The 25,583-nt window shown below is 58.3% G+C and carries 25 protein-coding genes; 3 read left to right on the top strand and 22 right to left on the bottom strand.

Annotated features, from left to right (window positions below; genetic code table 11):
* The first annotated feature begins 191 nt into the window (after window positions 1-191).
* Window positions 192-1,133, top strand: coding sequence for a COG3904 family protein (locus NF876_RS00230; protein WP_262267008.1), 942 nt, complete (start codon window positions 192-194; stop codon window positions 1,131-1,133).
* A gap of 245 nt (window positions 1,134-1,378) precedes the next feature.
* Here the strand turns inward: NF876_RS00230 and NF876_RS00225 are convergent, their stop codons facing one another.
* From NF876_RS00225 to NF876_RS00180, 10 genes are all read right to left on the bottom strand, one after another.
* Entirely contained in the window at window positions 1,379-1,912 is a 534-nt protein-coding gene (locus NF876_RS00225; protein ID WP_262267007.1) for a hypothetical protein, read from the bottom strand.
* A 101-nt stretch (window positions 1,913-2,013) separates the two neighbouring features.
* The gene (locus tag NF876_RS00220; RefSeq protein ID WP_262267006.1) at window positions 2,014-2,829 is read right to left on the bottom strand and encodes a hypothetical protein; all 816 of its coding nucleotides are present in this window, start codon (window positions 2,827-2,829) and stop codon (window positions 2,014-2,016) included.
* A 29-nt stretch (window positions 2,830-2,858) separates the two neighbouring features.
* The gene (locus tag NF876_RS00215) at window positions 2,859-5,270 is read right to left on the bottom strand and encodes a DNA cytosine methyltransferase (RefSeq protein WP_262267005.1); all 2,412 of its coding nucleotides are present in this window, start codon (window positions 5,268-5,270) and stop codon (window positions 2,859-2,861) included.
* A 71-nt stretch (window positions 5,271-5,341) separates the two neighbouring features.
* Complete coding sequence (locus tag NF876_RS00210; RefSeq protein ID WP_262267004.1) at window positions 5,342-5,953, bottom strand: uracil-DNA glycosylase family protein; 612 nt, start codon at window positions 5,951-5,953, stop codon at window positions 5,342-5,344.
* Window positions 5,954-6,072: 119 nt separating this feature from the next.
* On the bottom strand, window positions 6,073-6,540 hold the full coding sequence (locus tag NF876_RS00205) for a hypothetical protein (RefSeq protein WP_262267003.1): 468 nt from the start codon (window positions 6,538-6,540) through the stop codon (window positions 6,073-6,075).
* 77 nt (window positions 6,541-6,617) lie between these two features.
* The gene (locus NF876_RS00200; RefSeq protein WP_262267002.1) at window positions 6,618-7,328 is read right to left on the bottom strand and encodes a hypothetical protein; all 711 of its coding nucleotides are present in this window, start codon (window positions 7,326-7,328) and stop codon (window positions 6,618-6,620) included.
* A 40-nt stretch (window positions 7,329-7,368) separates the two neighbouring features.
* A complete protein-coding gene (locus NF876_RS00195) occupies window positions 7,369-7,977 on the bottom strand; it encodes a hypothetical protein (RefSeq protein WP_262267001.1) in 609 nt (202 codons plus the stop codon).
* Window positions 7,974-8,543, bottom strand: a complete 570-nt coding sequence (locus tag NF876_RS00190) for a hypothetical protein (RefSeq protein WP_262267000.1) — start codon at window positions 8,541-8,543, stop codon at window positions 7,974-7,976. Before NF876_RS00190 ends, NF876_RS00195 begins: the two co-directional genes overlap by 4 nt.
* 57 nt (window positions 8,544-8,600) lie before the next feature.
* A complete protein-coding gene (locus NF876_RS00185; protein ID WP_262266999.1) occupies window positions 8,601-10,367 on the bottom strand; it encodes an AAA family ATPase in 1,767 nt (588 codons plus the stop codon).
* A gap of 40 nt (window positions 10,368-10,407) precedes the next feature.
* Window positions 10,408-10,803: a hypothetical protein gene (locus tag NF876_RS00180; RefSeq protein WP_262266998.1), complete on the bottom strand. Its 396-nt coding sequence runs from the start codon at window positions 10,801-10,803 to the stop codon at window positions 10,408-10,410.
* A 149-nt stretch (window positions 10,804-10,952) separates the two neighbouring features.
* Between NF876_RS00180 and NF876_RS00175 the strand changes: the two genes are divergently transcribed.
* On the top strand, window positions 10,953-11,270 hold the full coding sequence (locus NF876_RS00175) for a hypothetical protein (protein WP_203447121.1): 318 nt from the start codon (window positions 10,953-10,955) through the stop codon (window positions 11,268-11,270).
* 347 nt (window positions 11,271-11,617) lie between these two features.
* Here the strand turns inward: NF876_RS00175 and NF876_RS00170 are convergent, their stop codons facing one another.
* The 10 genes from NF876_RS00170 to NF876_RS00125 all read right to left on the bottom strand — a co-directional run bounded on the left by NF876_RS00170 (window position 11,618) and on the right by NF876_RS00125 (window position 23,012).
* Window positions 11,618-11,959: a hypothetical protein gene (locus tag NF876_RS00170; protein ID WP_262266997.1), complete on the bottom strand. Its 342-nt coding sequence runs from the start codon at window positions 11,957-11,959 to the stop codon at window positions 11,618-11,620.
* Between the two features lie 196 nt (window positions 11,960-12,155).
* Window positions 12,156-14,036, bottom strand: a complete 1,881-nt coding sequence (locus tag NF876_RS00165; RefSeq protein WP_262266996.1) for a hypothetical protein — start codon at window positions 14,034-14,036, stop codon at window positions 12,156-12,158.
* A 157-nt stretch (window positions 14,037-14,193) separates the two neighbouring features.
* Window positions 14,194-14,751, bottom strand: coding sequence for a hypothetical protein (locus NF876_RS00160; protein ID WP_262266995.1), 558 nt, complete (start codon window positions 14,749-14,751; stop codon window positions 14,194-14,196).
* A gap of 75 nt (window positions 14,752-14,826) precedes the next feature.
* On the bottom strand, window positions 14,827-16,983 hold the full coding sequence (locus NF876_RS00155) for an ATP-dependent helicase (protein WP_262266994.1): 2,157 nt from the start codon (window positions 16,981-16,983) through the stop codon (window positions 14,827-14,829).
* A 14-nt stretch (window positions 16,984-16,997) separates the two neighbouring features.
* On the bottom strand, window positions 16,998-17,318 hold the full coding sequence (locus NF876_RS00150; RefSeq protein ID WP_262266993.1) for a hypothetical protein: 321 nt from the start codon (window positions 17,316-17,318) through the stop codon (window positions 16,998-17,000).
* A 2-nt stretch (window positions 17,319-17,320) separates the two neighbouring features.
* Entirely contained in the window at window positions 17,321-17,797 is a 477-nt protein-coding gene (locus NF876_RS00145) for a hypothetical protein (RefSeq protein WP_262266992.1), read from the bottom strand.
* On the bottom strand, window positions 17,794-18,204 hold the full coding sequence (locus tag NF876_RS00140; RefSeq protein ID WP_262266991.1) for a single-stranded DNA-binding protein: 411 nt from the start codon (window positions 18,202-18,204) through the stop codon (window positions 17,794-17,796). The genes NF876_RS00145 and NF876_RS00140 overlap by 4 nt, the downstream gene beginning before the upstream one ends.
* A 137-nt stretch (window positions 18,205-18,341) precedes the next feature.
* Window positions 18,342-18,770, bottom strand: coding sequence for a hypothetical protein (locus NF876_RS00135; protein WP_262266990.1), 429 nt, complete (start codon window positions 18,768-18,770; stop codon window positions 18,342-18,344).
* Window positions 18,771-18,843: 73 nt separating this feature from the next.
* The gene (locus tag NF876_RS00130; protein ID WP_262266989.1) at window positions 18,844-22,206 is read right to left on the bottom strand and encodes a hypothetical protein; all 3,363 of its coding nucleotides are present in this window, start codon (window positions 22,204-22,206) and stop codon (window positions 18,844-18,846) included.
* A gap of 113 nt (window positions 22,207-22,319) precedes the next feature.
* Window positions 22,320-23,012 (bottom strand): hypothetical protein, encoded by a 693-nt coding sequence (locus tag NF876_RS00125; RefSeq protein WP_262266988.1) that lies wholly within the window; start codon window positions 23,010-23,012, stop codon window positions 22,320-22,322.
* A 21-nt stretch (window positions 23,013-23,033) separates the two neighbouring features.
* On the opposite strand from NF876_RS00125, the gene NF876_RS00120 reads away from it, so the two are divergent.
* Window positions 23,034-23,312 (top strand): hypothetical protein, encoded by a 279-nt coding sequence (locus NF876_RS00120; RefSeq protein WP_262266987.1) that lies wholly within the window; start codon window positions 23,034-23,036, stop codon window positions 23,310-23,312.
* Window positions 23,313-23,416: 104 nt separating this feature from the next.
* Here NF876_RS00120 and NF876_RS00115 read toward each other — a convergent pair whose 3' ends face one another.
* Window positions 23,417-24,592: a Rad52/Rad22 family DNA repair protein gene (locus tag NF876_RS00115; RefSeq protein WP_262266986.1), complete on the bottom strand. Its 1,176-nt coding sequence runs from the start codon at window positions 24,590-24,592 to the stop codon at window positions 23,417-23,419.
* Between the two features lie 40 nt (window positions 24,593-24,632).
* Window positions 24,633-25,547 carry a hypothetical protein gene (locus NF876_RS00110; protein WP_262266985.1) on the bottom strand — a complete coding sequence of 305 codons (915 nt, stop codon included), beginning with the start codon at window positions 25,545-25,547 and terminating at the stop codon, window positions 24,633-24,635.
* Window positions 25,548-25,583: the final 36 nt, after the last annotated feature.

Below are 25,583 nucleotides of genomic sequence, written 5' to 3'. Positions count from 1 at the left end.
CCGCCTGTTCGTGGGAGGCGGGCTCGCGAGGGGGCTGAAGCGATTTCAGAGCTTGGAGTAGCCTCCCTACCGGCCCACTTCGGTTTTCCAAGCCTTGATGTGTCATGACCAACCCACTTGAGAGTGCTTCCTACGGTCAAACCGCTGTGGTTGAATGTCAAAGGATGGGTCGTCGTGCAGGGGGGGGAAGAATGTTGCATAGGCTGAGATTTGCCGCGGCGATTTTGATAAGCTGCTTCGGAGCCTTTTCGGGCGCAGCAGTCGGCGCGACGATAGAACTTGTATCCTGGTCATGTTTTGCTGGTGGCACCTGTGACAATGTACAGCCCGACAGCATTCTGATTAGTGGCGTGATTGAAAAAGGTGATTTCGTTGAATTCGAGAAGGTGCTTGGTGCTGCGCCGGCTCGGGTGTCATCGGTGATCTTGCGCTCACCTGGCGGAAACGTTGGTCTTGCAATGCAGATTGGCCGGGAAGTAAGGGCGCAGCTCCTGAATGTTCATGCTCCGATGATGGATCATGAGGTTTATGCCAACGGGGAGTATGCCGGAGGTGAGAGAGCACGTTGTATCGAGCAGGGGATTCTGGGCTTGCCTGGATCACCTCGGTACAGGAATCAGCCCTGCATCTGCGCATCAGCATGCTTTTTAATCTATGCCGCTGGCGCTTGGAGGAATGAGGGGTATGTCGGAATCCACCGGGCCTATCTCGATCCTCGCACAAATCAGAAGTTGACGCTTGAGCAATCGACCAAAGCGATAAACTCTTTTCGTGAACCCATCTCTCAGTACCTGCGGGATATGAGCGTACAATCAAGGTACATTGATATTATGTTTGGCACTTCATCCCGTGAGATCTATGTGCCCAGCGCGTTGGAGATCCGAAAGGATTTCTTCGGCTATCCGCCAGAAATCTCGGAATGGCTGATGGCGAGGTGCAATACTGTCGCAGAGAAGGAAGCCGACGACACCTTCTGGCGTGACATGCGATCCGGCAAAGCGGCAGACGCGATCTTGGCAAAGAAGGAGCGAGACAGCTGTATCGAAGCTGAGCTCGGGATAGAGCGAGCTGCGCGGCGAATTAAGTTGAGGGAATGGCTCGCAGTCGGCGACCCTGTGGAGTTCTTTGACTGATGCCGTTCTCCTTTTCTCAAGCTCTTACGCGCGGTTCGTTGCACGTCTCAATCTCGCCGCGGAAAACGCCCTTCTGCTGACCATTATCCCAGCGTACAAACACCATGTTCTTGGCTGGGTCGCAGTAGACCGAAGGTCCCCGACCGGTGGCGACCGTCCCAACGGTCCCGAGGGTATCCTTCGGAATACCGGCGAAGAGGGCGGTGCACCGGACGCGCATACCCTGCTGAAAACGTTTGCGGGTCTCAGGCATTGGGCTTGTTCTCGGTGAAGATCACAAAATCAGACCAAGTCTGACCGTCATCGGTGGTGTGCCAGAGCCCATCTACGAACTGGGCGATTTCTCGCTCGCCGTCGGAGCCGACCCGGATTGTCCCATTCGTTGCCTGGACGAATTCGAAGGGACCGTGGTTCTCGCTGAACCGATCTTCGCGGCCGGTTTCGAACCGGATGTACGTGGAGGGTTTACTCTCGGGTGCCGATAGTTCTTGAGAGGACACCTGGCGGACGAGGCTGCGGAGTTCAAAGTAGATCTCGTTCCGGCGCCAGTCGTCTTCACGCACGTTTTCGATGAACCACCAAGTTGCCTGGAGGGCCCGATTGACAGGGGAGAGATCAGGGAGATTGGAAACTCCGGCTATAAACCCTTTGAAGTCCCGTAGGCTGTCCTTGCGGAGCTTGTCGATGAACTGCTGAACCTCGTCGCTCTGATGGTCGTTCAGCAGAAAAAGCAGTTTATCGCGGAGGTCCTCGGAGACCTCAATGACAGGATTGCTCACACCTGATCCTTTGAATATTGGGGTTTAAGGGAAACTGGGCTCGAACAAGAAAGGCCCGCAGCTTTCACTGCAGGCCTGATCTCGATTGACTGGGAAGCGATTTATGAGTTCGCTTGGCGTGTTCGGGGACGGCGGTTGCGAGGCTTCGGAAGAGGGCGGATGCTGTTTAGGAGTTGACGCTGTCCCTGTCCGTCCAGAAAATACCAGACGATCCATGCATTCTCCGGGTTGGGTTTCCCGAGGCTCGCGTTCAAGCGATTGAGATTATCGAACCGCTGTCCTTCAGGCGTGACCCACTGGCCCCCTTTGGCCTTCGCCCGGTAGGTCTTACCCTGCCAGACACGAAAGATCTCGAATCCTTCAGGAAGCGTCAGTCCAGTACCAGGATCCCGGTATCCCACGGAGCCGTCTTGCGCAAAGCAGACCGCCGGGCCGAGCTTCAGGAGACGGCGGAGCATGATATCGACCGTTACCTGGCTGTGTTCCGTAAGCGTGCGGATGGCGTCAGCCACCTGGCCAGAGACCATCAAGGGCTCCTCCGCAGCCTCTTTCTTTGGAACGCGCGGGTCAAAGAGCGGAGGGATGGGACTTGCTGAGGTGTTTTCGGGTTGGGGAGCGAGTGGGCGGCCGAGATTATCCTTTTGCCTGGGATCGAGCAGCTTCTGGAGCTTGCGGATCGAGTGATGAGCCACAGCATGACTGCGGATAATCCCATGGCAGGCTGCGAACGTCATCGCCGCGTGCAAATCGCCGAGTTCTTCTTCGATCCGCACGCGAGCGGCTTTGCCGTGGTCAGGTGTGTCGATCCCGAAGCAGAGGGCATTCCCGGCGACTTGCCCAAGCTCACCAGCCTCACTGATAAGCTTGCCGAGACAGTACGCTTCGATGGCAGTTACCCTGGCGCCTTCATCAATCATGTTGGACCCTGAAGTGTGATGAGGCGGCCTTAGGCCGCCTCACCGAACAACGACATCTGTTCAATGCTGGCCTGCTGCTCGCGTGCCTGCAATCGAGCTTTGAGCTGGGCACCCCATGCGCGATAGACCGGCGGTGGCTCCTTGATCATCGACGCGACCACGACGTTCGCGTGCACGAGAGCCTTGGCAACACCAGGGCAAACCGAGTTGCCAATCATGCGGGTTTGCGAAGTACGCGTGAGTGGCTTACCATCGTGCACGGCCTCCAGGATGTAGTCATCCGGGAAACCCTGACCACGGGCAAGTTCGCGAGGGGTCAGCATGCGGAGTCCGATATCTACCACGACGTATGCGCCCACCGTCACGATCTCGCGATCATCCCAGCAGCCGAACTCCCGCAGGAAATCGGCAACTTTGCGAGCCTTCTCTAAGAGCTCGGGAGCGAGCGGCGGTAGGCCGCCTTTCACATCGGCGAGGCCGAAGCGATCGCGAGTTGTGATCGTGTGAATCGGATCGCTGACCGGGGTGTCCTGGTCAGAGCCGTAATAGGCGACGAGGGACGCTCCCACAGTCCCGATGTGGTTGCCCTGTGCAGTTGCCGTCGGCATCGGATCAGTTGCGGTCGAGGACCGCATGTCCGAGCCCTTCATGTTGATCACATGCGGTGCCGTGACCATGTGGGTCTCGACTACGCCATGACGTGGGGCTCCCGCCATAACCGTGTGGATCGGCTCGTCCGGCATCTGGCCAATGCTGTTCTCCTGGAACTTGGTCAGATGAGCGGCCACGACGCTCTGGGTGCAGCCCTTGCCAACGATTGTTGAGAGGGGCTCGTCAGCCGAGTGGCCGATCACGCCGGTGTTGTTCTGCGCGAGGAACGTGGCGACCATGCCAGTCTTGCCGCCGCCGCCGGCTGTCGCCGCGCCAACAGGCTCATCAGCAGCTGATCCGATAGACGCGCCAAAATGCCGGATCATCGATACGGCTGCTAGCGAGCCTCCATTCGCATCGGGAACGATCGTCGGGGTGGGGCGGTCAATCGGGTAGGTGCGGGGCTCCTGGCCAGCGCGCTCGCCATAGCGGGGCACCAGATAAGGAGCGATGACGGCGTTCTGATCCTTCCGGCTTGCAGTGATCGTATGCAGAGGCTTTTGAGGGGACCGATTGAGGCCGCCCTGCTGAGCATAGGTCATGACCGGCGCGACGAGCCCCATCGGAACGCCACACCCAGGACGCTTTTCGAAGCTATTGGCGGTGACTGTCGGTAGCGGGTCGTTCGCAGCGGATCCGACGGCGCCCTGGCGGAACTTCGTCATGAAGGGCTGTACGAGTGCCTTCTCGCCGCGATTGGCCGCGGTGATTGTGCGGATAGGGTCGCTGATGCTCTCCGACCGATCTCCGCCCTGGTGTGTGAGGGAGACCAGAAACGGTTCCTTGGCATCAATCACGTATCTGCGCACCCCTTTCGCTATGCGAGCTAGGGTGGCACGTTCCAGCGGACGCTTCGTCTGAATGCCAGTCTCAGCCTTGAAGCGCAGTGCTTCAGACTTCGACATGAATATCGACGGGCAGGGACGTTCCCAGTCGATGATTTCGGCGGCCGTGCGCCAGGGCAGGAGCTTGCCGGATTGCACGTCGGCACTCTTGGGGTCACCATGCGTCGGAACCGGCCACACGATGGGCTTACCGTCGCAGCGTGCGACCATGAAGAGACGCTTGCGGATCGTTGGATCTCCAAAATCGCATGCGCGGAGCTCTTTCTTTTCGACGCGATAACCCAAGCGTTCGAGCTTGGAGACCCACTCCGCAAAAGTCTGGCCTTTGCGCTTCGGGCAAGGCATTCCTTCGGGCGTCAGCGGACCCCATTCGGCAAATTCTTCGACGTTCTCAAGAAGGATTACTTTGGGCCGAACGACCTTCGCCCAGCGCACAACAACCCATGCTAAGTCACGGATATTCTTAGCTTTTGGCTTGCCGCCTGCCGCGCGGCTGTGGCTCCGGCAATCTGGGCTGAACCACCCTAGACCGACGGGCCGACCATTCGTATATTTGCGCGGATCGACACGCCAAATGTCATGGCGAACGTGGATCGTTTCAGGATGGTTGGCCTCATGCATTGAGAGGGCTTCGCCATCGTGGTTGATAGCGACGTCAGGCTGGCGTCCAAGCGCCATTGCAATCCCGGTAGATGCTCCGCCACCTCCAGCGAAACTATCTAAAATTAGGCCCCCTACAAGTGCATCGAGTGCACTTTGTTGGTGTTTATGGTTGTCGAATTGCGGCTTTTGGGTGCCGGTCCCCGCTAAGTCGTTGTCATTGTTGGCGGACAGATCCGACATATGGTTGTCGATGTCGGCGTAATTGCTTGTTTCTTCCGCGAGTAGTGCGAGTGCGGCAGCATTTGCGGCGTAGCGAGAATAGGCAGGATTGTTCCCGGACATTGAGAATCCTCAACGGGTTAAGGCAGCAGCCAATGATTTCTGGGGTTTTAGGTTTGGATCTTCTGCTTACGTCAGAGGAGAGGAAGCACTTTCCTCATATCCTCTTCGATCCTGTCGATCAGAGCGTCGTCCTTGCGGTGAAGAACGAAGGCCGGATGAAATGTCGGAATGAGCGGAGCATCGCAGGCGCGTGTGCTCAGGGTCTGGCCGCGGTTCTCTGTCAGGCCTTCCAAATGGGCGATGCCCCAAAGCGCTGTTGAGCCCATCGCCAAGATCGCCTTCGGCTTCATCTCACGCAGAAGGCGCCAGGTAGCTCGTAGATCTGCCGCAAGATCCTCAAGCAGATAGCGGCCGCGATAGGAAGGCAGGTTGGGGTTGGCGATCGTCTGGTCGAGGGTGAAGAAATTCAGAATATCGTTGTTACGACGCTTGCCGTCCTGATTGGCACTCCACGCCGGCTGGTGAGCGAAGCAATTCGTGATGAGTGTCTCGTCGCGGTTGATACCGACACGCTCGAGGACCTTATTGAGCAGATCGCCGGCCGGTCCAGTGAATGGGACGCCATTGATGATCTCCTGGCGCCCAGGGGCCTCCCCGATAATGGCAAGGCCATTCCAGGAAGATGTCGGGAGTTGGGGGCTGATGGGCCCGGCTTGCGTTCCGGGTGGGAGATAACTGCGCATGGCTTTATTGGTCCTGCCATCTGGGTTCGGGCTTGAGTTTTAGCCCGTTCACAGGTGATCTCAGAGTGTCTGGTTTTGGGGTTTGCCACCAATCTGGCTTACTGGTTGCCATGGCTAATTCAGTGAACCGTGATGGGCGCGAGAAGACCTTTGAAATGGAAGATCTTCTCCACTTCGGCATCAGCGACAAACGGCTCGACCTTATGAGTGGAGCCTTCCTGCCTGACTGGGAAGTAACCAGTAACGCTGCTGCTATCCGTATAGGCACCGAGAACGACAACGAGCTCGCTGGCGCTGGTTTTCGGGTCCTCGAAGTATGCCGGTGTCACTATGGCATAGGACGTTGCCTTGTGAACCCGCAGGATCGATGCGTAGCTGTCGCGGAGGTACTCGTTGACGGTATCCTCATCGTCACAGCTGGAGGTGATCTCCTCAACGAGGTCAGATGCAACGCTGATCGAGCGGATCACGTCCTGGGGATCAAGCATCAGCATCGTATGCTGCAGCTCATGCTTATTCTGCACAAGCTCCAGCACCTTCTCGGCTGCGCCTGATATTAACTTTTTCAGTTCGGCGTCGTCAGCCATCAACAAACTCAAATCGTAAATCGTTGATGTCAAAAATGAACTTTTACGCGCAACAATTCAAGCGTTTGCAGGCCGGATCAGGCCGCTATGCCAAAGGAAATTGGGATAGGATCGAAGCGGGTTTCTCTCCAAAGGCGAATTAACAATTCGGCACGTTCACAAACGATGGCGTTTCTCAGGATTTCGGCTCGGCTATGAGCGCCTATTCTCCTCAGGATGGCTTCCGCCGCGGCCTGCTCGGACAGGTCTGGTGAGCGGGAGGCTTTCTCAATCAGGCCGGCCGGGTCGTGGTGCTTCCCAAGCCAGTGGCGAAACTCGTCCTCTTTGCAGAGGAGAACAATCCTCTGCATTGTTTTCCGGCGCTGTTCAGGGGCGTAACCAGTATGGTCGACGTCGTCGGTCGGATCGGGCTGGGCTGATATCCTGATTTGCGTTCCTCTTTTCGAATAGAGGATCTCGTTGGCAAGAGAATTCGGAAGAACTGCGAACGCAAGGGAGACCAAACCGTTTCCGAGATCACTGATTGGCAGCCGCTGGGCTTTCGTTGCGCCCATGAGCGGACCAGTATCAGTGATCACCGCGACGGCGAGCCTAAAGTTGCTGCGTGCGGGAGCGAACTTCAGGTCGTCGGGAATGTCAGCCGGCCGAACCGCAACGGTAAACGAGAACAGTCCGTCGCCGTTATCCTTCGTGGCCCGTTTCTCACCCAAGAAGACTGAGGTGGGCCTATCAACGAAAATGGCCGGCTGGGACCGGCCATCTTGGGGAGGGGAGAGATAGTTCATCATCGAGAGCACATCCTCTGTCATTTGTGCCCCTGGACCTCGTCTATTCGAGACCGAAGTCTCGACCTCTCCTTCTGCCGAGTGCAGGCATAGATGAATCATCCATGCGCTCTGCCGATCCGAACAATTTGAGAGCCTGATCGATGACGCTCCGGGGATTTTGCTTTGTGCCGAACGGGAGATAGTCCTTGAGGACGTTTACCTGAGCCTTATCCTGAGAGACGGCTGCTGCGCGTCCAGCTGGAGATGGATTTGGAACCTCCGCTCCAAAGAAATAGGAGGAGGCCTCCTGACGGACATAGTTGCCGGCCGAAGCGAATCCCATGTTGTCGAAGAGCTTTCCGGCTGCGCCGAAGATGCTTGTTCCGGCACTGGAGACGGCTGAGCCGATTGTCTGGCCGACGGAAGTCTCGCCGATACGGTCGGACAGAGACTTCCCGGTGATCGCATAGAGGCCAAGGTCAACGGCATCGTAGGCCAAGAGAGCGGTTCCGATCCCCGGGATCATTCGTGAACCGGCTTTTGCGGCAAAGCGAGCGGCAACCTTTGATGAGATTTTGTCGGCAGCCCAATCCGTGGCTGACCCTACGCCCTGGGAGACAAGTCCAAGAGCAGCATCTGAAACAGTTTGGCGATCCATCAGCATGATCAATCCCTTTCGGCTCCGGAGTAGCGGCCCGGAGCGGGAAGCTGCCTAAGGGGCGGAGCGATTGCTTTTGGCGGAGGGGGCAAACTCGCGATGAAGGCGTCGATTGCTGCGGGATCGGCGGAGACAATCTCGCCCTCCTTTCCCTTTTGGGACCTTTCCGCATGCTTCTTGTGCGAGGCGTATCCCGCCTTCAGCCCTCGGATGAGCCCAGCAGTTCCTGCAAAGGCGATATCCGCAGCTTCCGTGTTCAGTTCCTGGGAAGCGGAGTTCAGGTTTTCGCGCCCAGGGTCATTTGCAGAGAGCGCCGCATTCTTCAAAGACCTTCCGACCTTGCGCGCCTGGTTCGCAAGGGTGTGGTTCGGGCGCGACTGCTCCCGTTGACGATCGTTTACCTCGGGCTTGTCGCGCGCTTCCTTGGACTTGTCGTCGCCTGCGGCCTCCACTGTCGCCGTTCGAAGGCTTGGTCCAGTAGTCCAGCCATGGGACCAGTCACCATAGATTTCGGAAAGCCGCACAGGGAGATTGTGCCTGGTCTGGTTGATCTGGTCTTCGAGGCTGTCATCGTCCATCGCAGGCGCTCCTAGTCACTGGAGGCCGCTATATACCACAGAAATCCGAATTAAACATCAGGTTCCGAGACGGTGAACCTGAGGAGAGGTCGCCATAAGGGGCGCGAGAAGCGTCCGGCGTTTGGCGCTGGATGACTTGGACAGGGCGACGCGCAACTGGTTTCGTTCATCGATGATGACGCACTTTTGGCGCGCTCGGGTGATCCCGACGTTGAGCATATTGCGGTCAAGCATGTTCGCATTGCCCGGATCCGCAACAACGATAGAGGTATGGAATTCTAAGCCTTGCGACTTGTGGAAGGTGATGCAGTAGGCCTTGGACAGGGTGCCTGTGGCCCTAAGGTCGAATTCGGCCACAACTCCTGCATCGGTTACCACACTTATGGTGCCTTCACTGATGTCCGCGATAGTTCCGGTTTCACCATTGAAGAAGTCCTGATCACGATCGTTCTTTAGCTGCATGACCCGGTCCCCGACGGCGAATTCCCTCCGGCCGGTGATAGCGTCATTGATCGCCTTTGTCCCAACTGGGCCTTCATGACGGGCGGTGAGCACCTGGACATTGTCTACGCCCACTGCGTTTTTGGCCGCGTGCCAGGCCTTGGTCACAGCCAACAGCGTGTCCTTGGGCCCTATCGTCTGGGTATAGAGGATGTCGGGGCCGACCATGGGCATAAGCCCCTTCATGACCCGCTTACCTGAGCTGGGGATCGTAGATCCTGCTCCCGAGCGATGATTCGTGTTTAGGATGACGGAGGGGACCGCCCCCGAAGCAAGGAGGGCTTCAATCGGTTTGCCTCGGCCAATCGGTGCGATTTGCTCCGCATCGCCAATGATAACGAGCCTCGCCGATGGGCGCAGCGCACGGAGGAGGGCAAGGACGAGGGAGTTCCCGACCATGAAGGCCTCCTCCAAGAAGATGAGCCCTTCATCGAGTGGGTTGTCTTTGTTTCGTCCAAACGTGCCATCGATGTACTCGAGCCGGTTGTGGAGCGTGTCTGCGGCCAAACCGGTTTTCTCGTGGATCGTCCTGGCGATCCGGGCGGGAAGGGAGAGGCATAGAGGGACAAGGGCTTGGTCTGCCTCCATCAGGATCGATGCAATGATCTTGATGATGGTCGTCTTCCCGGTTCCCGGTCCGCCGGAGATGATCGTGGTACGGTGAGTGCAGGCGGCTATGACGGCCTTGACCTGGCTGTCGTCGATCTGCGGGATACCCAGACGCGTAGCGTGGCGGATTACATCCGCAGCCGTGACCGAGAAGGGTATCGTTCCAAGCCGCTGCTTGACCTCACTCGCTATGGTTGCTTCCTCATAGAACACCCGATTGAGCATCGCTCGCCGGATACCATGCAGGCTTAGCTCTACGATAAGGCCAGTTTCAAGGGCTTGGCGCCACGCCCACTCGATCTCCTGCATGGATGCGCCGGACGTCGTCGCCATCCGGTCAAGAATCGTCTGGCTGTCAGCGAAGGTGTGGCCGGCCCGCTCGAAGTGATCGAACGCTTCGAGGATTGCGGCTCGGAGCATGCAGCGCCGGTCTGCGCTTTCCGCGGTTCTCCGCCAAAGACGAGCGGCCTTGTCGAAGGAGACGGCGTCGATCTCCGCGTAAAGGCGGAATGGGTCGGTTGCCAAGACGAACGGGAGCCGCCCACCATAGTAGGCTTCCAATGTGTCCTGCAGCTTCGGGCTTATTCCACAAGCATGGAACAAGATCTTCCGGGCTTTACGGGACAGCCAAAGCTCCGGCTGGTCGAGGTCTTCGTAATCTCTGGTGTCTTGGCAATAGCGGTCGATATCAGCGCGTGACAGCCTGATGTGCATTTCAGTCCTGAGCTAGATCTTGTGTTGAAGCCGACCTGCGTCAGGCGAGTCGGCTATCTGACCGGGGTGTGAGGAAGGTGATGATAAGCCCAGTCAGAAGGAAGAATACCGTTACGACGGCAACAGCAACAGTGAGAGGGACAAAGCGGGCGAGCACCACGATCGGTGCAGTGATCACGGTCAGCGTGACAAGTCCGTTGAAGACGAACCTCATCCAATAGCGAACTTCCTTCATGGAGGCTGCGATGAAGAGGGCTGCAAGGATCACGACAAGAACAAGGAGAATGGGATAACGCTCGTTGATCGGGAGAAGCGTGCCGACCACGTATCTTGCCGCGAAGTCAGGCAAGTACGGGGCAGCGATCTCAACCAGGAAGATGAAAGCGAGCGAGGCGCTCTTGAAGCTGTTGGCAATCGCAAATGGTGTGCCGCGCATGGGAACCAACCCTTTTGGGTTTTTATGTGTGCTTATAACCCGACCTTTATGGTAAGAGTTATACCGACCTTCCAACGCATTGCAAATCTTGATTTGCGAAGTTGAGTTCCGCCAAGTTGTCGAAACTTTCCCATGGAGCCTTGTCGCTGATGAACGCCGTAGCCAAAATTAGAGCCGTCCAGGATGAGCCGAAAACCAAGTGCAGCGTGATTTTCCTCAGGAACTCTGACGGCGCCCCTTTCATCCACCACTTCGAGATCTCGGAGCGCGAAATCCAGCAGGGGCGGATCTATGACTATATCCTCGCGTGTTGGGGCTCTGTGGCAGACTATCAGAACCTAAAGCCTGCTCTCTGTCGCCGTGAGGAGCCCACGGGTGATGGATTTCTGGTGACCTACCCGAGCCTCTGCCAGTATGTCGAGCGAAAGCTCCTCGAGGAGGAAACCTCTCGGACCCATAGGGCCTAAGCCATGAGCTGGTTCGAGTCCTCCGGCACCCGGGACAGAAAATACCGCCGCCGCGCTGAACTGGCCCTGTTGGGCGTAATCGGGGTGGTGGGATACCTGAGCCTCACGTTCTTGACGTCAACCGGGGGCGAGTTGGTGATCAGAGTTGTTTTAGGCCTTTCAGTCGTAGTTCTGTTCGGGCTGATTGGCTTGCTGTGCTGGCAAGCGCGGGAGCCTGAGGCCCGCAGAAGACTGGTTGGGCTGGTACGCCACGCACAACCGAGGCGACCTAGGGGGCCAGACGAGGACACGAAGGGCGAATAAGAAAAGGGGGCGGCCGGCGGGCCGCCCCCTTTGTTTTGGTCATACTACCGGATGCTCCGAGCCTTAAGGGCCATCACTCCGCCATGGACCGAAGCGACGATCCTGCTGATGATCCGGCTCTCGAAGGTGCCGAGATTAAGCCGCAGGAGCACGGCCGCGACCGTGATTGCGGTGCCAGCGGAAGCCTCGATCGAAAACTCGGCGAACTTGTAAAGGCCCAGCGCAAGGAGCGCGGCAACTACGAGAGCGCCGATGATGTGTCCGACGATCTCCGGCAAGCCGGCGAGAAACCGGTCTTCCAGCTCGTCGAACTCGTCGTAGCTCTTCCAGAAAACACGCCAGAAGAACGGCGCGAGGAAAGCGAGGATGATGGCGAAGATGAACATGTGATGATCTTTCTTTTAGGGGATTCTAGCGTCCCGATTTTCACACTTCACTAATCAGCAATAACATTTCAAAACAGTCACCAGTGATCTCTGCCCCATAAGAGTTTCCCGGGCCTGTTGTTGTCAACCTAATTCAAAAATCAAAAGCCCTCGCGCCAGCCGGCCGAGGGCTCTTCTTGATTATAAAACGATGTGGCTAGGGGCCAGCGGAGAAGGCTCTGACCGTCTGCGTGGTCGAAGCCGCCCCGGGGATGTTCGGAATCCCCTTGGCGCCCCCAAGGGAATTCTTCGCGGCACCTTTGAGGAAATCCCAGACCTTGGGACCGGCAAACCCGGCTCCCCTGCCTGCCAGGCCTCCAGCGCCGAGGGCAACTGTGCCGCCCAGAGAGGCCGCCACACGGGCTCCATGCATGATGCTCGAGACAGCGCCCGCAGCGAACGAGTTTTCGCCGGCCATGCCCTGGTAGCTGGATATCGATGCGGCAAGGCTGGGGGCGGCCCGCATAATCGAAGCGGCCATTGTTGCGGTAGCAAAGGAATAGATCAGGAAGTAGATGGCGTTGCCCATTCCCTGTGCGCTGCCGATCGAAATAGCGGTCGGATTACCCGCCTTCTCAATTCCCTGGGCGAGAACGAAGAGCACGATAGCCGACAGGAGGCCCGACATGACGAGCAGAATTGAACCGTAGAAGAAGCTCCGGAGAGCATTGGTGAATGTCTTCTGGGTGGTCTTGTAGACCCACGCATACGCAAGGAAGGGAGCGAAGGCCACGAAAAAGCCCATGCGAACCAGCGCCTCTACGATCTGGAAGGCGAAGAGCAAGAGAGCCAGCCAGTAAAGCCCAAAGACGATGAAGAAGAAGATCGAGAGGGCGAAACTGACTATTGTGCTCCTTGCTGAGGAGTCAGCCGTTTCGATTTTGCTTGCTGGTTCCGAACCTTTCTTGATTGCTTCGTTGACGGTCAGATGGACAGCGCAAACCAGCTTGATCACGCTCTCGCCGGCCCGGATGATTTCCTGATCGGTTCCGCTGATCCGATCATACCGGCACACACCGGTGGATTTGTTGTTCTTGAAGGCGTTGTTTCCAACATTGGCCAGCTTTGTTCCGAGTTCCCCACCGAGAGACATGGACGGCACGAGAACATAGGGGCGGACGATTTCGGTGTAGACGGATCCGGTTCCAATGAGCGTGATCACGAAGGTAAACCGCATTACCAGCCAGAAGATGTCGTTCCATCCGCCCGACCGGGAGATCCAGAACAGCCTGCCGGCGATCAGCAGCGCAAAGACGATGCTGAAGATAAGCCCCATGAGCTTTGCTGCCTCCGTGCCGAACTTGTTGATGAGAGCGGGACCGATGCGGCCGGTGATCTCAACAACGCGGGCGACGCCGTCGCAGCCCCAGCATTCCTGAACCTGGAGATCCGGGCGAGAGGACAGATCGGAGGTGTCGGTTCCCTCCGCGATGTTCTGGAACGGGTCGGAAACCTCGGTAGGGGTAGAGGCTCCGTTCCGCATCTTCTGAGCCATCGCGCAGATCGTGGTTCCGTTGATGTCTGAGAAGCCGGAGCATTTGCCGGACTGAACCATCCTTTGACAGTTGCCTGTACCAAGCTGAATGCAGGCCATGATCATCGCGCCGTCGACCGGCTGGCCGTCGAAGGTCCCCATTTGTTGAAGCTGGCGCACGACGGCAGTGTTGGCTCCTTGGTTGGTGAAGTTGGCCCACACCCTTACCTGCTCGTCTAAGCCTGCGTTCGCATATTCCTCGGGCGTGTAGCCGGCGGCAGCCAAATTGGAGCGGTTGAGCTGAAAAACGCCTGTGCAGCAGCTACCGTTATAGATGCCGGCATTACCTGAGGATTCGAACATCCCGAGGTTGCCCATCTGGTCGGCATACTGCCGCAGGCTCGGATTGAGATTGGAGTTGCGAACGGCGTTGGCGATGTCGCTGGCCGAGTAATTCGTCTTGGGACCGAGTTGCGACTTCCCAGCCCAAGCCTCTGACATGAAGCCGACATATCCGACCATGAGGATCGCCAGGAAGGCAATCCAGCGTAAGGGGGCGCTCATTCTCATTCAGCCGATACCGTGGTTGCGTTCTCAAATCATCGGCCCTTGCACAAAAAAAGGGCCGACGCCATATCGTGGGTTACCACGGCGTCAGCCCTCTTTCTATCCGGATATGCTTTTTATTTCGCCATATTGGCCTTTTACTTCGCCTCGGTTGTTACCCGATCTTCACCGTCGCGGTGCAGCCGTTGAGTGGACGGCCGTTTCGAAGAGCGCGAACAGTGACGGTCCGTTGCTTTGGGTCATAGGCGGCGTAGGTGGCGTTCTTGCGCGGGTCGAGGCCAGAGGGATCGCCTGGCGGGACAACAAGGAAGCAACCCGTAGTCCGTGTGGTCTTAGAGCCGCTTGGGCCGGTAACCACAACCCGCAGAGGGCAGATCCCGTGGAGGTCCGTGCTCGATGCCGAGTTCGCGCCGTTATCACACCGACGAGCGATGTTGATCAGGCTGACGGTGATCTGTTCCTGACCATCCGTGAAAGTGTGGGACAGGAACTCGGCCGGAGCGTTGCCGGTCTTAAAGCGGGGATCCTTTAACTCATCGCGGAAATACCGGTTGTTGTCGGCAATAAGGTCACCCCAGATCTGCAACATTGCGGGGGGCGCAGCGGACGGCGTGGTCAGATTGTTGTAGGTCAGGACCTGCCAATCCTGAGCCAGAGCAGCGCCGGACAGAGCGAAGGTCGCTGCGAGAAAGGTCAAAAGGGTCTTCATCATCGTGGATTCCTACCTGGGGAATTAAAAGGTCATATCCTCAACTCCTGCTTCGGGAAAGGAAGCAAGGGCATTGCTCTAATGGAACTGCTTGAACGTGCACAGATTGGCTTCGATGATATCGTTAATGTAGACGTTCGGGCGCCGTTCTGATCCGTCGTTGGTTCGATTGATCCGGCTTTTGGCATAGCTGATCAGAAGGCTGAGCTTGGCGCGGGTCATCGCCACATAGGCCAAACGCCGCTCCTCCTCAAGGTCGGTATCGGGGCGAACGACAGGGAAGATCCCTTCCTCCCAGCCGACCAGGTAGACATAATCGAACTCCAGGCCCTTGGCCGCGTGAATCGTGCCGAGCCAGACGGCATCATCGACAGAGCTGTCCGTCTCCAGCAAACTCATCGAGTCGACGAAATCCTGGATGTTCGTCTGCTCCTTGGCATGGAAGAGGTACTGCTCGACCCGCTCCTCGATGGCCGAAGCCTGCTTGCGGAACTGATCGGCCTTTTTGCGGTCCGACTGGTTCTCGGCCTTCTCGCGGAGTTCCTGGACATGTTCTTTGATGCCGCACTCAGCGATGACCTTCTGGATTACTTCGTCGAGCGGGACACCAAGGCGGTAGTCGTCACCGATCTCGTCGATGAACTCGATGAAGGCCTTGACCTTCTCAATGGCGGCCTTGCGGATAGCGCCATTCCGAATCTGGTCCGCCAGGATGTCGATCATCGGAAGCTCGGTGATCCGGGCGGTATCCGACAGCTTCGCGAGGCTCTCCTTGCCGAACCCTCTGGGTTTGGCGTCAATCGCATATTCGAAGGCGGCGTTGTCGCAACGATTCAGCATCAGGCGGAGATACGCCGAGAGGGTCTTGATCTCCGCAGTCTGGTTGTACTTGCGCCCTGCCGTAACGGTGAAGGGGACTCGGCGCATGGTCAACGCCGGCTGGAAGCCGTTGAGCTCCATGGAGGCGCGGGAGATGATCGCAATCTGGCTCGGGCGGATCCCGGCTTTGAGCTTGCGCTCGATGTCGTCGACGATCCAGGAGACCTCCCCCCGATCTTCCGAGAATTCATGGACGAGAACAGGGCTACCCTGGGTCCCCTTGGTAAAGAGGGCCTTGCCGTGGCGGCTCTCGTTTCCGGCGATCACATGGTTCGCGGCATCAAGGATGGCACGGGTCGAGCGGAAGTTCTGCTCCAGGCGAATGATCCGGGCACCTGGGTAGCGGTCGGCGAAACTGAGAATGTTGTCGATGTTGGCGCCCCGGAAGCTATAGACCGATTGGTCGTCGTCTCCGACGCAGGTGAAATAGCAGCCCTGCCCGTGGTCGGTGATCAGGTCGAGCCATTCCTGCTGAATGTCATTGGTGTCCTGATACTCGTCGACCAGGACGGCACGCCAGAGTGTCTGATAGTACCGGCGAACGGCCTCGTCGTCGCGCAGAAGGTCCCGGCACTTGATCAGGATATCGTTGTAATCAACCGCGTTCATGCGCTCTTTGGAACGCTCATAGCGGTGGTACATCTGCTCGATTCCGTGAGGCGTCAGGAATGTGCCGCGGTTAAAGTTCGGCGGGAAGCCGCGACCGGTTTTCTTGGCCTCGATGCAGTCGAGGATGAACGCATAATCGACTTGGCGGCGGGAGTCGGTGGAATCCGGGGGAACAATGTGCTCGCCATAGGACAGGCTGGCATAGCAATCCTTGACGACGTTCTTCTGGTCGTCAGCGTCGAGGACGGAAAAGTTGGACTCCAGCCCGGCGCGATCGGCATTGTCCCGGAGGAGGCGAGCCGAAATGGCGTGGAAGGTGCCGACGTCCATGGCTTTCGCCACCGGGCCCATCATGGCGGCAAGACGGTGTTTCATCTCCTGGGAGGCTTTACGGGTGAACGTAACAGCCAGGACCTGATGGGGCTGAACTCGCTGGGAGCCCACGAGAAACCCGATGCGGGAGGTAAGGGACTTCGTTTTGCCAGTTCCGGCGCCGGCCAGGATCAGAAGGGGATGAATCCCGTGGGTGACGGCAGCCTCCTGGATCTCGATGAGGCTGGTAAGGGCTTTGACGCGGGATTCCTCAGCATCGAAGACCGCAGCATGCCCAAGGGAGCTATGATCTTCGATCTCGGAGAAAACATCGTCCTCCAGAGCATAGTCGGGGGTTGAAGGCAGGAACGGGGTCTCGGACTCGTCGAGATCAAACTGATCAAAGGGATTGGCAGAAACGAGATCGAGAGACATGGGAACCCATCCTTCTAACCTCCGGTGGGCTCTAGGGCCCTCTCGGGACTTCGTACGGCGACTTTTTGGGTGGCGGGCTCGTGGCGTGCCTCTGTGCCGATAAGCGCGATGAGGCGGCCCGCCCTGACAGCGACGTCAGGACGTTTGCCAGCGATGTCGATGAATCGGTAAACCCGGCCGCCCACGTTCACCGCGCCCTCCGGAGTCAGTGCTCCGATGATCACGGTGTCCGCTGATCCTGTATCGGTGGTCGGGTGGACCGTCTTAGTCTCGAAATCGACAAAGACGATCCGGCCCTCGGCCGTCAGAACTTTTGGGGTTTGGGTTCCCGCCACTTTCAAATCTCGATTGAACCGTCACGCCAAAGCGCTGCGAGCTGCGGCGCAATCACCGCTTTTGCGCTTCCGTTGCCCTTGAACTCGATTCCGGCAATTTCTTCACCGTCGAACCGGAAACGGACGATCAGCTTGTTGTCACGGTCGACGATGTCTGCACTGCGACGGGCCAGATCCTTGCCGTTCGCGTCATACTCTTTCAGGACGTGAGCGCCCATCAGGCCGCCTTCGGATGGCTCGGCTATGGAAATGCGCTTCAGGGTGAACTGGTCGCCAAGCTGCCGCTCGAGGCTGGAGATGATGCTGGCTGGCGTCTGCTGGCCTTCAACGGCGTATTGCTCGACGACCACTTTGGTAACGACGACGCGCGATCCTGAGTCATTGGGTTTGGGCTGGGGGACCATAGCTAGGAAACCTTCACGTGGCTTGTTGGAGGGGTGGGAAACTCGATCCGTCGAGGAGACGAGGCGAAGGGTCATGCGGCAAGCTCGCTGGGAGCAGCCAGCTCGGGATTCACTTCCGCCGCGTCGGCGGGAGCAAAATTGAAACGATTGAAGTGGTTGCCGCGCTTGATGGAGATGTAGGGAGATCCAGAATCCCCCTCATTGTCCGCGCGATACTGAAGACGGCCGCTCAAGGTAACCCAGTCGCCCTCTTTGAGAACGCCCTGGATCTCATCGGTGATGATTTCCTTTGAGTAGACCACGATCCGGTGGTTCTCGTCCTTTTCCACGACAGAGGCTTTCTGAGAGCCCTTTCCCTTGGTGAAGGACGCCTTGGTCGTGAGGGTAAACTCAGCAATCATCCCTCCCGAACCGTCGAAGGATTTAATGCTGATATCGCCCTTCACGATCCCGCAGAGGGAGATTTGATTAAGCCAAGACATGGCTTTCTCCGTTGATTCGCAAATCAAGAAACTTGGTAGCTCATAATCCGTGTATACCCCGCTCAAGCGCGAAGTGTAATGCAGAAATAACGCTTCTTATTTCGTGCGCCGGATTAGATGGTTAATAGTCGCGGGGATCACACATCCCTGGCAAAGCGCCGGCGGGATTTGGAGCACAAATCGATCCAGCGGGCCTCGTCGGCCTTGTCGTAGGAGACGCGGCGAACGTTGAAATCAATGGTGACAGACCGGCGGGAGATTGTGGCGACGAGCGCAACGCGCTGATCCTCGATTTTCTCCGGATCTCCATTCCAGTCGCGATCGGCAACTGTGTGGGAGAAGGTGACGGACTTTGTCTCCGGGTCAGAGCGGAGGAGGGCCGCTGCGGCACTGGCGAAAGCCTCAACCAGGGCCAAGGCTCGCATATCGGCTCCGTCGAAGCCGGTGAAATCGGGATCCGTGCCAATGGCGCGCTGATAGACCCGACGGGTGACATGAACCGAGCGGCCATCCCATTCACCTACAGTGAAGAAAGCCTGCTGGCGGGTCTGAACATCCTGCATCATGGTCTGCCTCCTTTGAAACGAAAAAGCCCCGGCCGAGGGCCGGGGCTGATGGTCACCAGATTGTTAGAAGAGGTTACATCCCGACCCCATTTTGCTGGGCCCTGGCAACCACACGGAATTTGTCATTGGCTGCCAGCTTAGAGAGCTTCGTTTCCAACTCGCGCTTGTCATTGTCCGCGAGGGCAACGGAGATCTCTTCAGGGGATTTAGCACTTTTTTGCTCGTACTCGCTTGGGTGCCTCACAACTCCATACTTGAGAGCAATCTGAGCCGCCGTCAGACCATTGAGGTCGTCGCGGGTCAGAGTGTTGGCCTTTCCGGCTTCAACGTTTTCGATGAACGCCCCCATTTCGCCGGTCTTCATGATGACCGTGGCCGGACGAGAGAAGGACGCAACGCGAACCATCGGGCTGGACTGTGGGTCCATGCCACCGTCAGCGTTGTAGCCGTTGCTCTCGAAGACTCCGTCCTCACCCTGGAAGCCGACACCCACCGGGCTGATGGTGTTTCCGCCGCGGCCGGTCTTGGCCGTGATGGTTCCCATTTCGCGGGTGAGGGCGACATTCGCCGTGAAATTCAAGAACTCCTCAGGGTTCGGCGAGAGGGTGGCGACCGGACGGGTCTGACCGGACTCAACCGCGATTAGGGCTGACACGTCCTTGTCGTTGGCGGCGGCGAGCACGACGCTCTTCGCCGTCTCGGTAGCCATCTGCAAAACCTTGGTCCGGTTCGCAGCCATCTCGTTCTTGCCAAAGCCCTGGGCTGAGACCATGGAGCCGCTGCCGTTGTTGATGGCATCGAACAGAGCGTCGACAGCCTTGTCGGACAGACCCGAAGCGTCCCGGTCAGGGGAGAATGCCACGAACTTCGCCCCATGCTTCGAAGCTGCCTCGATCACAGCCTCACCAATGCCCTTTTCGGCGGTGGTGTGGATGATCGCTCCCTTGTCACGGGCCTCGACGACAAGCTGCTCGATAGCGCCCTTCGTCTTTGCTCCGATCTCATTGTCGTGACCGATGATCGCAACAGCGTTGCCTACAGACGGCTCTCCGTAGACCACGACAGGCAGGGCGCGAGCCTTGGCGAAGTCCGACGTCAGGTCATAGCGCATATCGTTCTGCTTCGCTGCCTCAACCTTCATGGATGAAGCGAGAAGCAGGGCCTCCAGAGCGGCCGGGTTGCGAAGCTTTTCGACACCACCCCGGAGGGCAGCAGCGACCGGGCGAAGGGATGCCATTTCCTCCTTGCTGAGCGTCACGACGTTCTTACCGGACCGCGACGCGAACTCGACCACATCGCCCAAGGTCGAGAATTGCTTCTGAATGACCTCGAGGTTCTTGATGCCGCACACTTGGGCCAGAGCGAGGCTGTTGACCGTGGCGATGGTCTTCTGCTCCGGGCTGATGCCAGGAGTTTCCGGATTGATGAGACCGGCAGCGCAGCTCTGGATTTCACGGCGAGCTCGTTCCTGAGGGGTCGGAGCACCCATGACGGCAGTCTTGTAGGCTTCCTCCAAGTTGACCGGAGCGCCGGCGTTGTCCCGAACCTCGATCTGCTTGCCCCCTTCGACACCGCGCCGGACGTGCTGGCAGGTGTTGTAGTCGTTCTGCTCAAGCCCGAAGACGGCGACCTTGTTGGAGATGGACTGGGCGACCTGCCAGCCGATCATACGGGCCTGGTTGTCGGATTTGCCATCCGGATGCAGGACGATGAGCTTGCCACGGGCGGCGCGCTGACCCTCACGGGAGTACAGATCAAAGGCTTCATCCGGGTTGGACGGGTTCGGCACAGTGATTTGCATCTTGCGCTCGTTGAACGACTTGGCGCCGTTCTCCCCGACAATCTTCATCCGGGTGGTCTTGGCAGAGACCGTGGCGTTGATCACGCCAAAGCCGTTCTTCTCGGCCGCCTCAGTCAGAGCCTTATAGGACTTGGACTTGTCATCCACGGTGACGACGAGGCTGGTGCGGGTGTGGGGCGGAAGAGCCTTGTTGGCCACCGCGATTTGAGCCACGTAGTCATTGATGGCGCCGGCATTCTTATAGAAGCGGGAGCCTTCAACGGCGACCGTCGGGAACTTCAGCCCGCTGGTTTCGGGGCCGAAGAGGGCAGGGCGGATCGTCATCTTCACCGGGACGATCTTGCCGTCCTCGGCCTTCTTGTAAGACGCCATCTCGACCGGGCGGGAGAAGTCCTCCCGGATCTGCTTGGCGGCGTTCGCGATTGCGGTGCGGGATGGCACGTTCGGACCAGCCGAGGCTGCAAACGAGACCCAGGCTTCGGCAATCAGCGCCTGCTGACGGGAAGCCATGACGAAATCAGTCCGGTCCATCTGCTGCGAGGCGTGGCGGCCCATGGCAGCCGTGATCGCATTGCGCTCCAGGCCGCTCTTCTGAAGGTCGGCCAGGGCCTGCTTCTGGCTCTGGAAGAGGTCTGAGGCGAGAACCTCCTTGGCGAGCGCATTGAGGTCAGCCGTGAACCTGTGCTTCTCGGCCCGGTCAGAGCCGCTTGCCACCAGCTGGTCGTAGTTTTCCTTCTGCTTGTCCATGTCGGTACGCAGGATCCACTCGGGGCGGTCCTTGGTGCCGTCGAGGACGCCCATGGCGGCATTGTCGATGAAGGCCGCGAACATGCGGCGCTCCTTCTCGTCAGAAATTACCTCGGAGATCATCGAGCCGAGGCGCAGGCGGTTGTAGACGGCCTGCTCAAAAGTCTCGTTGCCGACAAACGGGTCTGCCGCCTGCTGTGCCGGGGCTTTGCCCTCCGGAGCGAAAGAAGAACGAAGGATCTGGCGGGTCATCTGCTCGCGGCGGTCCGCGGAGACATCCTTGATGTTCCCGAGCTCATCCTCGTCATCTTTGAAGGGAACGGTCGTATCGGCATAGATATCGCCGACAGCCTTGTTAAGGGTGCGATAGGCCTGCGTGTTCCGGAGGCGAACAACCGTCGAGTCGCTGTCATCAGTGATGATGTGGCCCTGAGCGGTACCGATCGCCTCATTGACGAGCCGGGTAAGGACCTGATTGGTCTGGGCTACCGTGAGGTTCTTCGGCATCAGGTCCGTCAACTGGCGCTTGGCCATCGTGACATTCATGGTGCCTTCGATCTGACGGGGGGTCAGGTCGACGTCGCTGGCCTCAAGAGCCTGATTGGCACGGTCGCGCACCTGGCCACGGCCCTGCTCGGCCGAGAGGACGCCACGGGTGGCGACAGCTGCGATGGTGCGAAGCTCATTCCAGTAGGAAGCGCGAGCAAGCTCGTTGTCCTGGGTCAGGGACTGCTCGATGTGGAATGCGAAGGAGGCAGCCTTATCACGGTCGCTGCCGAACTGCGGGCGGTTGGGGTCCTGGATCGGGTGACGATCGCCGATGGTGATGACAGTAATGTCTCGCCGGAACGGGGCATCGGAGTGGTTCAGGAAGGACTTAGCGCTCATCGGGAGTTTGCTCCTGGCACGATGAAAAGAACAAAGGGTGGATGGGGTATCCCGGCAAAACGAATTATAACGCAGTTTTGCCACTTTTCATATCGGTTTCGTCACTTGATCTGTTATCTGAGGCGGAAAAGCAGGTATTTTTTGCGGGCGATCTCCTCCAAATGGTCGAGTGTCCAGCCTTCCTGCCGGAAATCGTCCAAATCATATCCGGGCTCGATATCCTCTGCCCGAGCGCCCCTTGCATTAGGGAGCGCGGATCGTGGCATCCGAATTAAAGTGATGGACCTTGCCTTACTCCGCAGGAACTGGGACGCATAACTGAGACCGGCGGCGTCCATGTCCTGGGCAATGAACAGGTCCCGGCCTTCCAACGGGTCAAGATCGGCCATGTGGACCTTCCGAGAACCTCCAAGGGTGGTGGTGGTCCACGGGATGGCGCCGCCGAAGATCTCCGAAGGCCGGGTAATAAGCTTCTTGGCAGCCTCGGCGGTCTTTTCCCCTTCGACGGCGAGGACAGGGCACTCACCATCGTCCAGGTGAAGATCGTACATCGGGTGCGGATCCGGAGGGGCATATCGGATCCACTGCACCTTGCCCTTAATCATCCAGGGGGTGAGGGGCTTGATATCTTTGCCGCCTTCTGGGTCATCGAAACGCACTGTGTAAAAGCACTCGCGGCCATGCCTGTCGTGCCAAGACCACACCCCATTGTTGTTCTTGAGGAGGAATGAAGGCGGTTTTCCCTGTTGGGACGTGCCCGCGTAGATCGCGCCGTCCGGGAGCCCCTTCTTCTTCCGGCGCTCCATGGGCGCAACGCGCTGGCGCGGTTGGGTGCCATCACACCGCAACTCGCGCTTCTGGGTGCGTCCGAGCTGCCTGGGCTCGATCTGGTACTTGCTCCGGAGCCTATCGAGGATAACGGTCTGGGCGCAGGCTGCCCGACAGTAGAGGAGAAGTCGGTCTCCCTTTTGCGTAATGACGAGGGACGGCTTGCGGTCATCATGGGCGGGACACAGCGTTTCCCATTCGTCGTCGCTGTAGCGGCGCTCCTTGCCACTTCCGATCTGTTTGGCAAGGTCACCTGCGGAGAGCTTGAGGTTCTCTGACATTGTACTCAACGAGCTTTCGGGGTTTTCACTTTCCCCTGGTTCCAAGGGATTATTGATGGGAGCACAGAAAAAGCCCCGCAGGATGCGGGGCCCGTTTAGGCCTACGCCGCTTGGCCTATGCCAAGGATATGTTGACGGCGCTTTTCGATGAACGTGTCCATCGTGTCGAAGTAATGCTTGATGTCTTTCGCACCGGCAGAAGTGCCCGAGATGATGTTCTCGTTAGAGGCACGCTTCCGGAAGTCGGCCATGTGAGCCTTCATCGTGGCTACATCTTCGACTGTTGTGACCCAGTTCTTCCGGGCCTCATTGATTTGCGAGAAGATGTTCTTCCAGCGCTCAGGGATACCAACTTCGATCAGGTTTCCCTGTGGAATGATCAGCCGGAGGTGCTCGGAGAGCGGATCGGTGAGGGTGCGGACATCGACGGAGGCCTGATTCAGGGCGTTATCGAAGTCGTCCGCCGGCCCGGGCTGGGAGGCATGCTGCGGCTGGGCGGTCGGTGCCACTGGAGCGTGTTCCGGTGCCTGGCGTGACAGGCCGCTGGTGACATTTGGCTCGTGATGCTGTTGAGGACGGGACGACGGTTGTTGGGCCGAAGCCTGTGTCCTCGGCTGCGGCGACTGGGACTGAGGCTGGGGCCGCGTCTGCGCCTGGGGCCGAGATTGGGATTGGACCTGCTGCTGAGGCGGATTCTGGGGCTGGCCGACGTCATTGGCGATCACGACGTCCGAGGTGGGACGGGTTTCCTCGTCCGCCTCATCATCCAAAGGTGGCACGTAATCATAATCGTACCGCTGCGTACCGTCCTTCTCCATGCCGCGGCCGAAGATGTTGCCGAGGAGGGTTGCAGCACGCTTGATGGCGTCCGTTCCGGCGGCTTTTAGGGCCAGACCCTCGGCTTCCACAGAGTTTGGATTGTCGGCGCGCCGGATCGCGTCACCGGCGCCGACGCCGTCGCGGAAGGTTTCTCTTCCGTCAGGGAATTTGACGGTCAACCGAACAGTGACCCAGGCCGATGCGACCCGAGCTTTGTAAACCTCCTGCTTGTTCTGTTTGAAGCTGACGAGATCCTGCTCCCAAACACGGGATTCCTGATTGAGAATCTCCGCGCTCCAGTTCTCCGGACCGAAAATCTCGTCCAGTTTGGTCGCGTCGTACTCCATTTTGACATAATAGAGCTTCGACCGATTATCGCCTTGGCGGTCCTTTTTGTTCTCGTTGGCGACCTTTTCTTTTAAAGCTCTCACGACGTCTGAGTTAGTGCGTGCAGGCATTTGAACCTCTAAAAATTGATCTGAAATCAGTAGCTTGCGATCAGACCGCCTGTGTCTGGCGGTCGATCTTGAGGGTCGAATAGGAGTAAGCGGCTCGCTTTTGCTCCCCGACGTGGTGTTCATCGCGGAGGAGCCTGAAGCCCTTGCCCTGTGCTGCCGACCGGTTCCCCAGGGCTGTGATGAGCTGAGCCTTCAGCTTGCGCTTGGCTTTGTCCTTCTCCCGGACATCCCGCTCGAGCCCCTGGATCTCCTGGGTGATGGCCTCGTACTCCGTGACGAGCTTGTTGAAGGCGCGATCCTCCGAGTAATCGGCGGGATCGCTATTCGTCGGGCGGTACCGCTTCTCGATAGCGTCCCCGTCGATGGCGAAATCAGGGGCCGGCTCCTCGTCCATGTCCAGGGAGAAGATGAAGTCGGTCGTAGCCGCTTTGATCATTTCCCAGAGGGGAGGATCGAAATCGATCTCGACGAATGCCTCGAATTCGCCGCCGGCCACAATCAAAGCGACCGCGAGGCTTTCGATGCCGAGCGCCGCCATGATCGGGTGAACTTCGGCCACAATATAAGGAGGAGCCTGGACAACTCCGTTTACATTCCAGTTGATCGCGTAGTTCTCGGATGAGATCTGGATCAAGTGGATGTGCTTGGTATCGTGGCTGAGGGGCAGCTGTCCGCGAGACCGGACCTCTACCAGGTGGCGGGAGAGGATCTGCCTGGTCGGGTAAATCTGCTCCTTGCTCCGATCGAACAGAATGCAGGAGTATCGTTCCTGCAGGCCGATCACGAACTCTCGGTGGAGGCGGCGGCTCCAGAAGCCGCGGCTAGATTCGACCTGCGCCGAGGGAATATTGCCCTTGAGTACGTGCCAAAGCTCCCAAGGGGATGGTGTCTTTTTGAGGCCAAGGAGCGTCGGGACGTATCGGGCCTGAATGACATAGTCTGGATCTGGGCTCATCGATTTTTCCGGGGATTGGAAACCAATAGGTTTGTT

The sequence above is a fragment of the Microvirga yunnanensis genome (assembly GCF_025460875.1).
This window is presented reverse-complemented; position numbering and strand designations above follow the sequence as displayed.

What these genes read in the sequence shown, in the direction of transcription:
- NF876_RS00180 (WP_262266998.1), bottom strand. Translation starts at nt 10,803, where the DNA reads ATGCGCGGCACACCATTTGCGATTGCCAACAGCTTCAAGAGCGCCTCG.
- NF876_RS00135 (WP_262266990.1), bottom strand. Translation starts at nt 18,770, where the DNA reads ATGATGCAGGATGTTCAGACCCGCCAGCAGGCTTTCTTCACTGTAGGT.
- NF876_RS00175 (WP_203447121.1), top strand. Translation starts at nt 10,953, where the DNA reads ATGAACGCCGTAGCCAAAATTAGAGCCGTCCAGGATGAGCCGAAAACC.
- NF876_RS00110 (WP_262266985.1), bottom strand. Translation starts at nt 25,547, where the DNA reads ATGAGCCCAGATCCAGACTATGTCATTCAGGCCCGATACGTCCCGACG.
- NF876_RS00205 (WP_262267003.1), bottom strand. Translation starts at nt 6,540, where the DNA reads ATGGCTGACGACGCCGAACTGAAAAAGTTAATATCAGGCGCAGCCGAG.
- NF876_RS00165 (WP_262266996.1), bottom strand. Translation starts at nt 14,036, where the DNA reads ATGAGCGCCCCCTTACGCTGGATTGCCTTCCTGGCGATCCTCATGGTC.
- NF876_RS00115 (WP_262266986.1), bottom strand. Translation starts at nt 24,592, where the DNA reads ATGCCTGCACGCACTAACTCAGACGTCGTGAGAGCTTTAAAAGAAAAG.
- NF876_RS00140 (WP_262266991.1), bottom strand. Translation starts at nt 18,204, where the DNA reads ATGTCTTGGCTTAATCAAATCTCCCTCTGCGGGATCGTGAAGGGCGAT.
- NF876_RS00170 (WP_262266997.1), bottom strand. Translation starts at nt 11,959, where the DNA reads ATGTTCATCTTCGCCATCATCCTCGCTTTCCTCGCGCCGTTCTTCTGG.
- NF876_RS00210 (WP_262267004.1), bottom strand. Translation starts at nt 5,953, where the DNA reads ATGCGCAGTTATCTCCCACCCGGAACGCAAGCCGGGCCCATCAGCCCC.
- NF876_RS00125 (WP_262266988.1), bottom strand. Translation starts at nt 23,012, where the DNA reads ATGGAGCGCCGGAAGAAGAAGGGGCTCCCGGACGGCGCGATCTACGCG.
- NF876_RS00220 (WP_262267006.1), bottom strand. Translation starts at nt 2,829, where the DNA reads ATGATTGATGAAGGCGCCAGGGTAACTGCCATCGAAGCGTACTGTCTC.
- NF876_RS00200 (WP_262267002.1), bottom strand. Translation starts at nt 7,328, where the DNA reads ATGATGAACTATCTCTCCCCTCCCCAAGATGGCCGGTCCCAGCCGGCC.
- NF876_RS00215 (WP_262267005.1), bottom strand. Translation starts at nt 5,270, where the DNA reads ATGTCCGGGAACAATCCTGCCTATTCTCGCTACGCCGCAAATGCTGCC.
- NF876_RS00155 (WP_262266994.1), bottom strand. Translation starts at nt 16,983, where the DNA reads ATGTCTCTCGATCTCGTTTCTGCCAATCCCTTTGATCAGTTTGATCTC.
- NF876_RS00230 (WP_262267008.1), top strand. Translation starts at nt 192, where the DNA reads ATGTTGCATAGGCTGAGATTTGCCGCGGCGATTTTGATAAGCTGCTTC.
- NF876_RS00145 (WP_262266992.1), bottom strand. Translation starts at nt 17,797, where the DNA reads ATGACCCTTCGCCTCGTCTCCTCGACGGATCGAGTTTCCCACCCCTCC.
- NF876_RS00190 (WP_262267000.1), bottom strand. Translation starts at nt 8,543, where the DNA reads ATGGACGATGACAGCCTCGAAGACCAGATCAACCAGACCAGGCACAAT.
- NF876_RS00160 (WP_262266995.1), bottom strand. Translation starts at nt 14,751, where the DNA reads ATGATGAAGACCCTTTTGACCTTTCTCGCAGCGACCTTCGCTCTGTCC.
- NF876_RS00130 (WP_262266989.1), bottom strand. Translation starts at nt 22,206, where the DNA reads ATGAGCGCTAAGTCCTTCCTGAACCACTCCGATGCCCCGTTCCGGCGA.
- NF876_RS00185 (WP_262266999.1), bottom strand. Translation starts at nt 10,367, where the DNA reads ATGCACATCAGGCTGTCACGCGCTGATATCGACCGCTATTGCCAAGAC.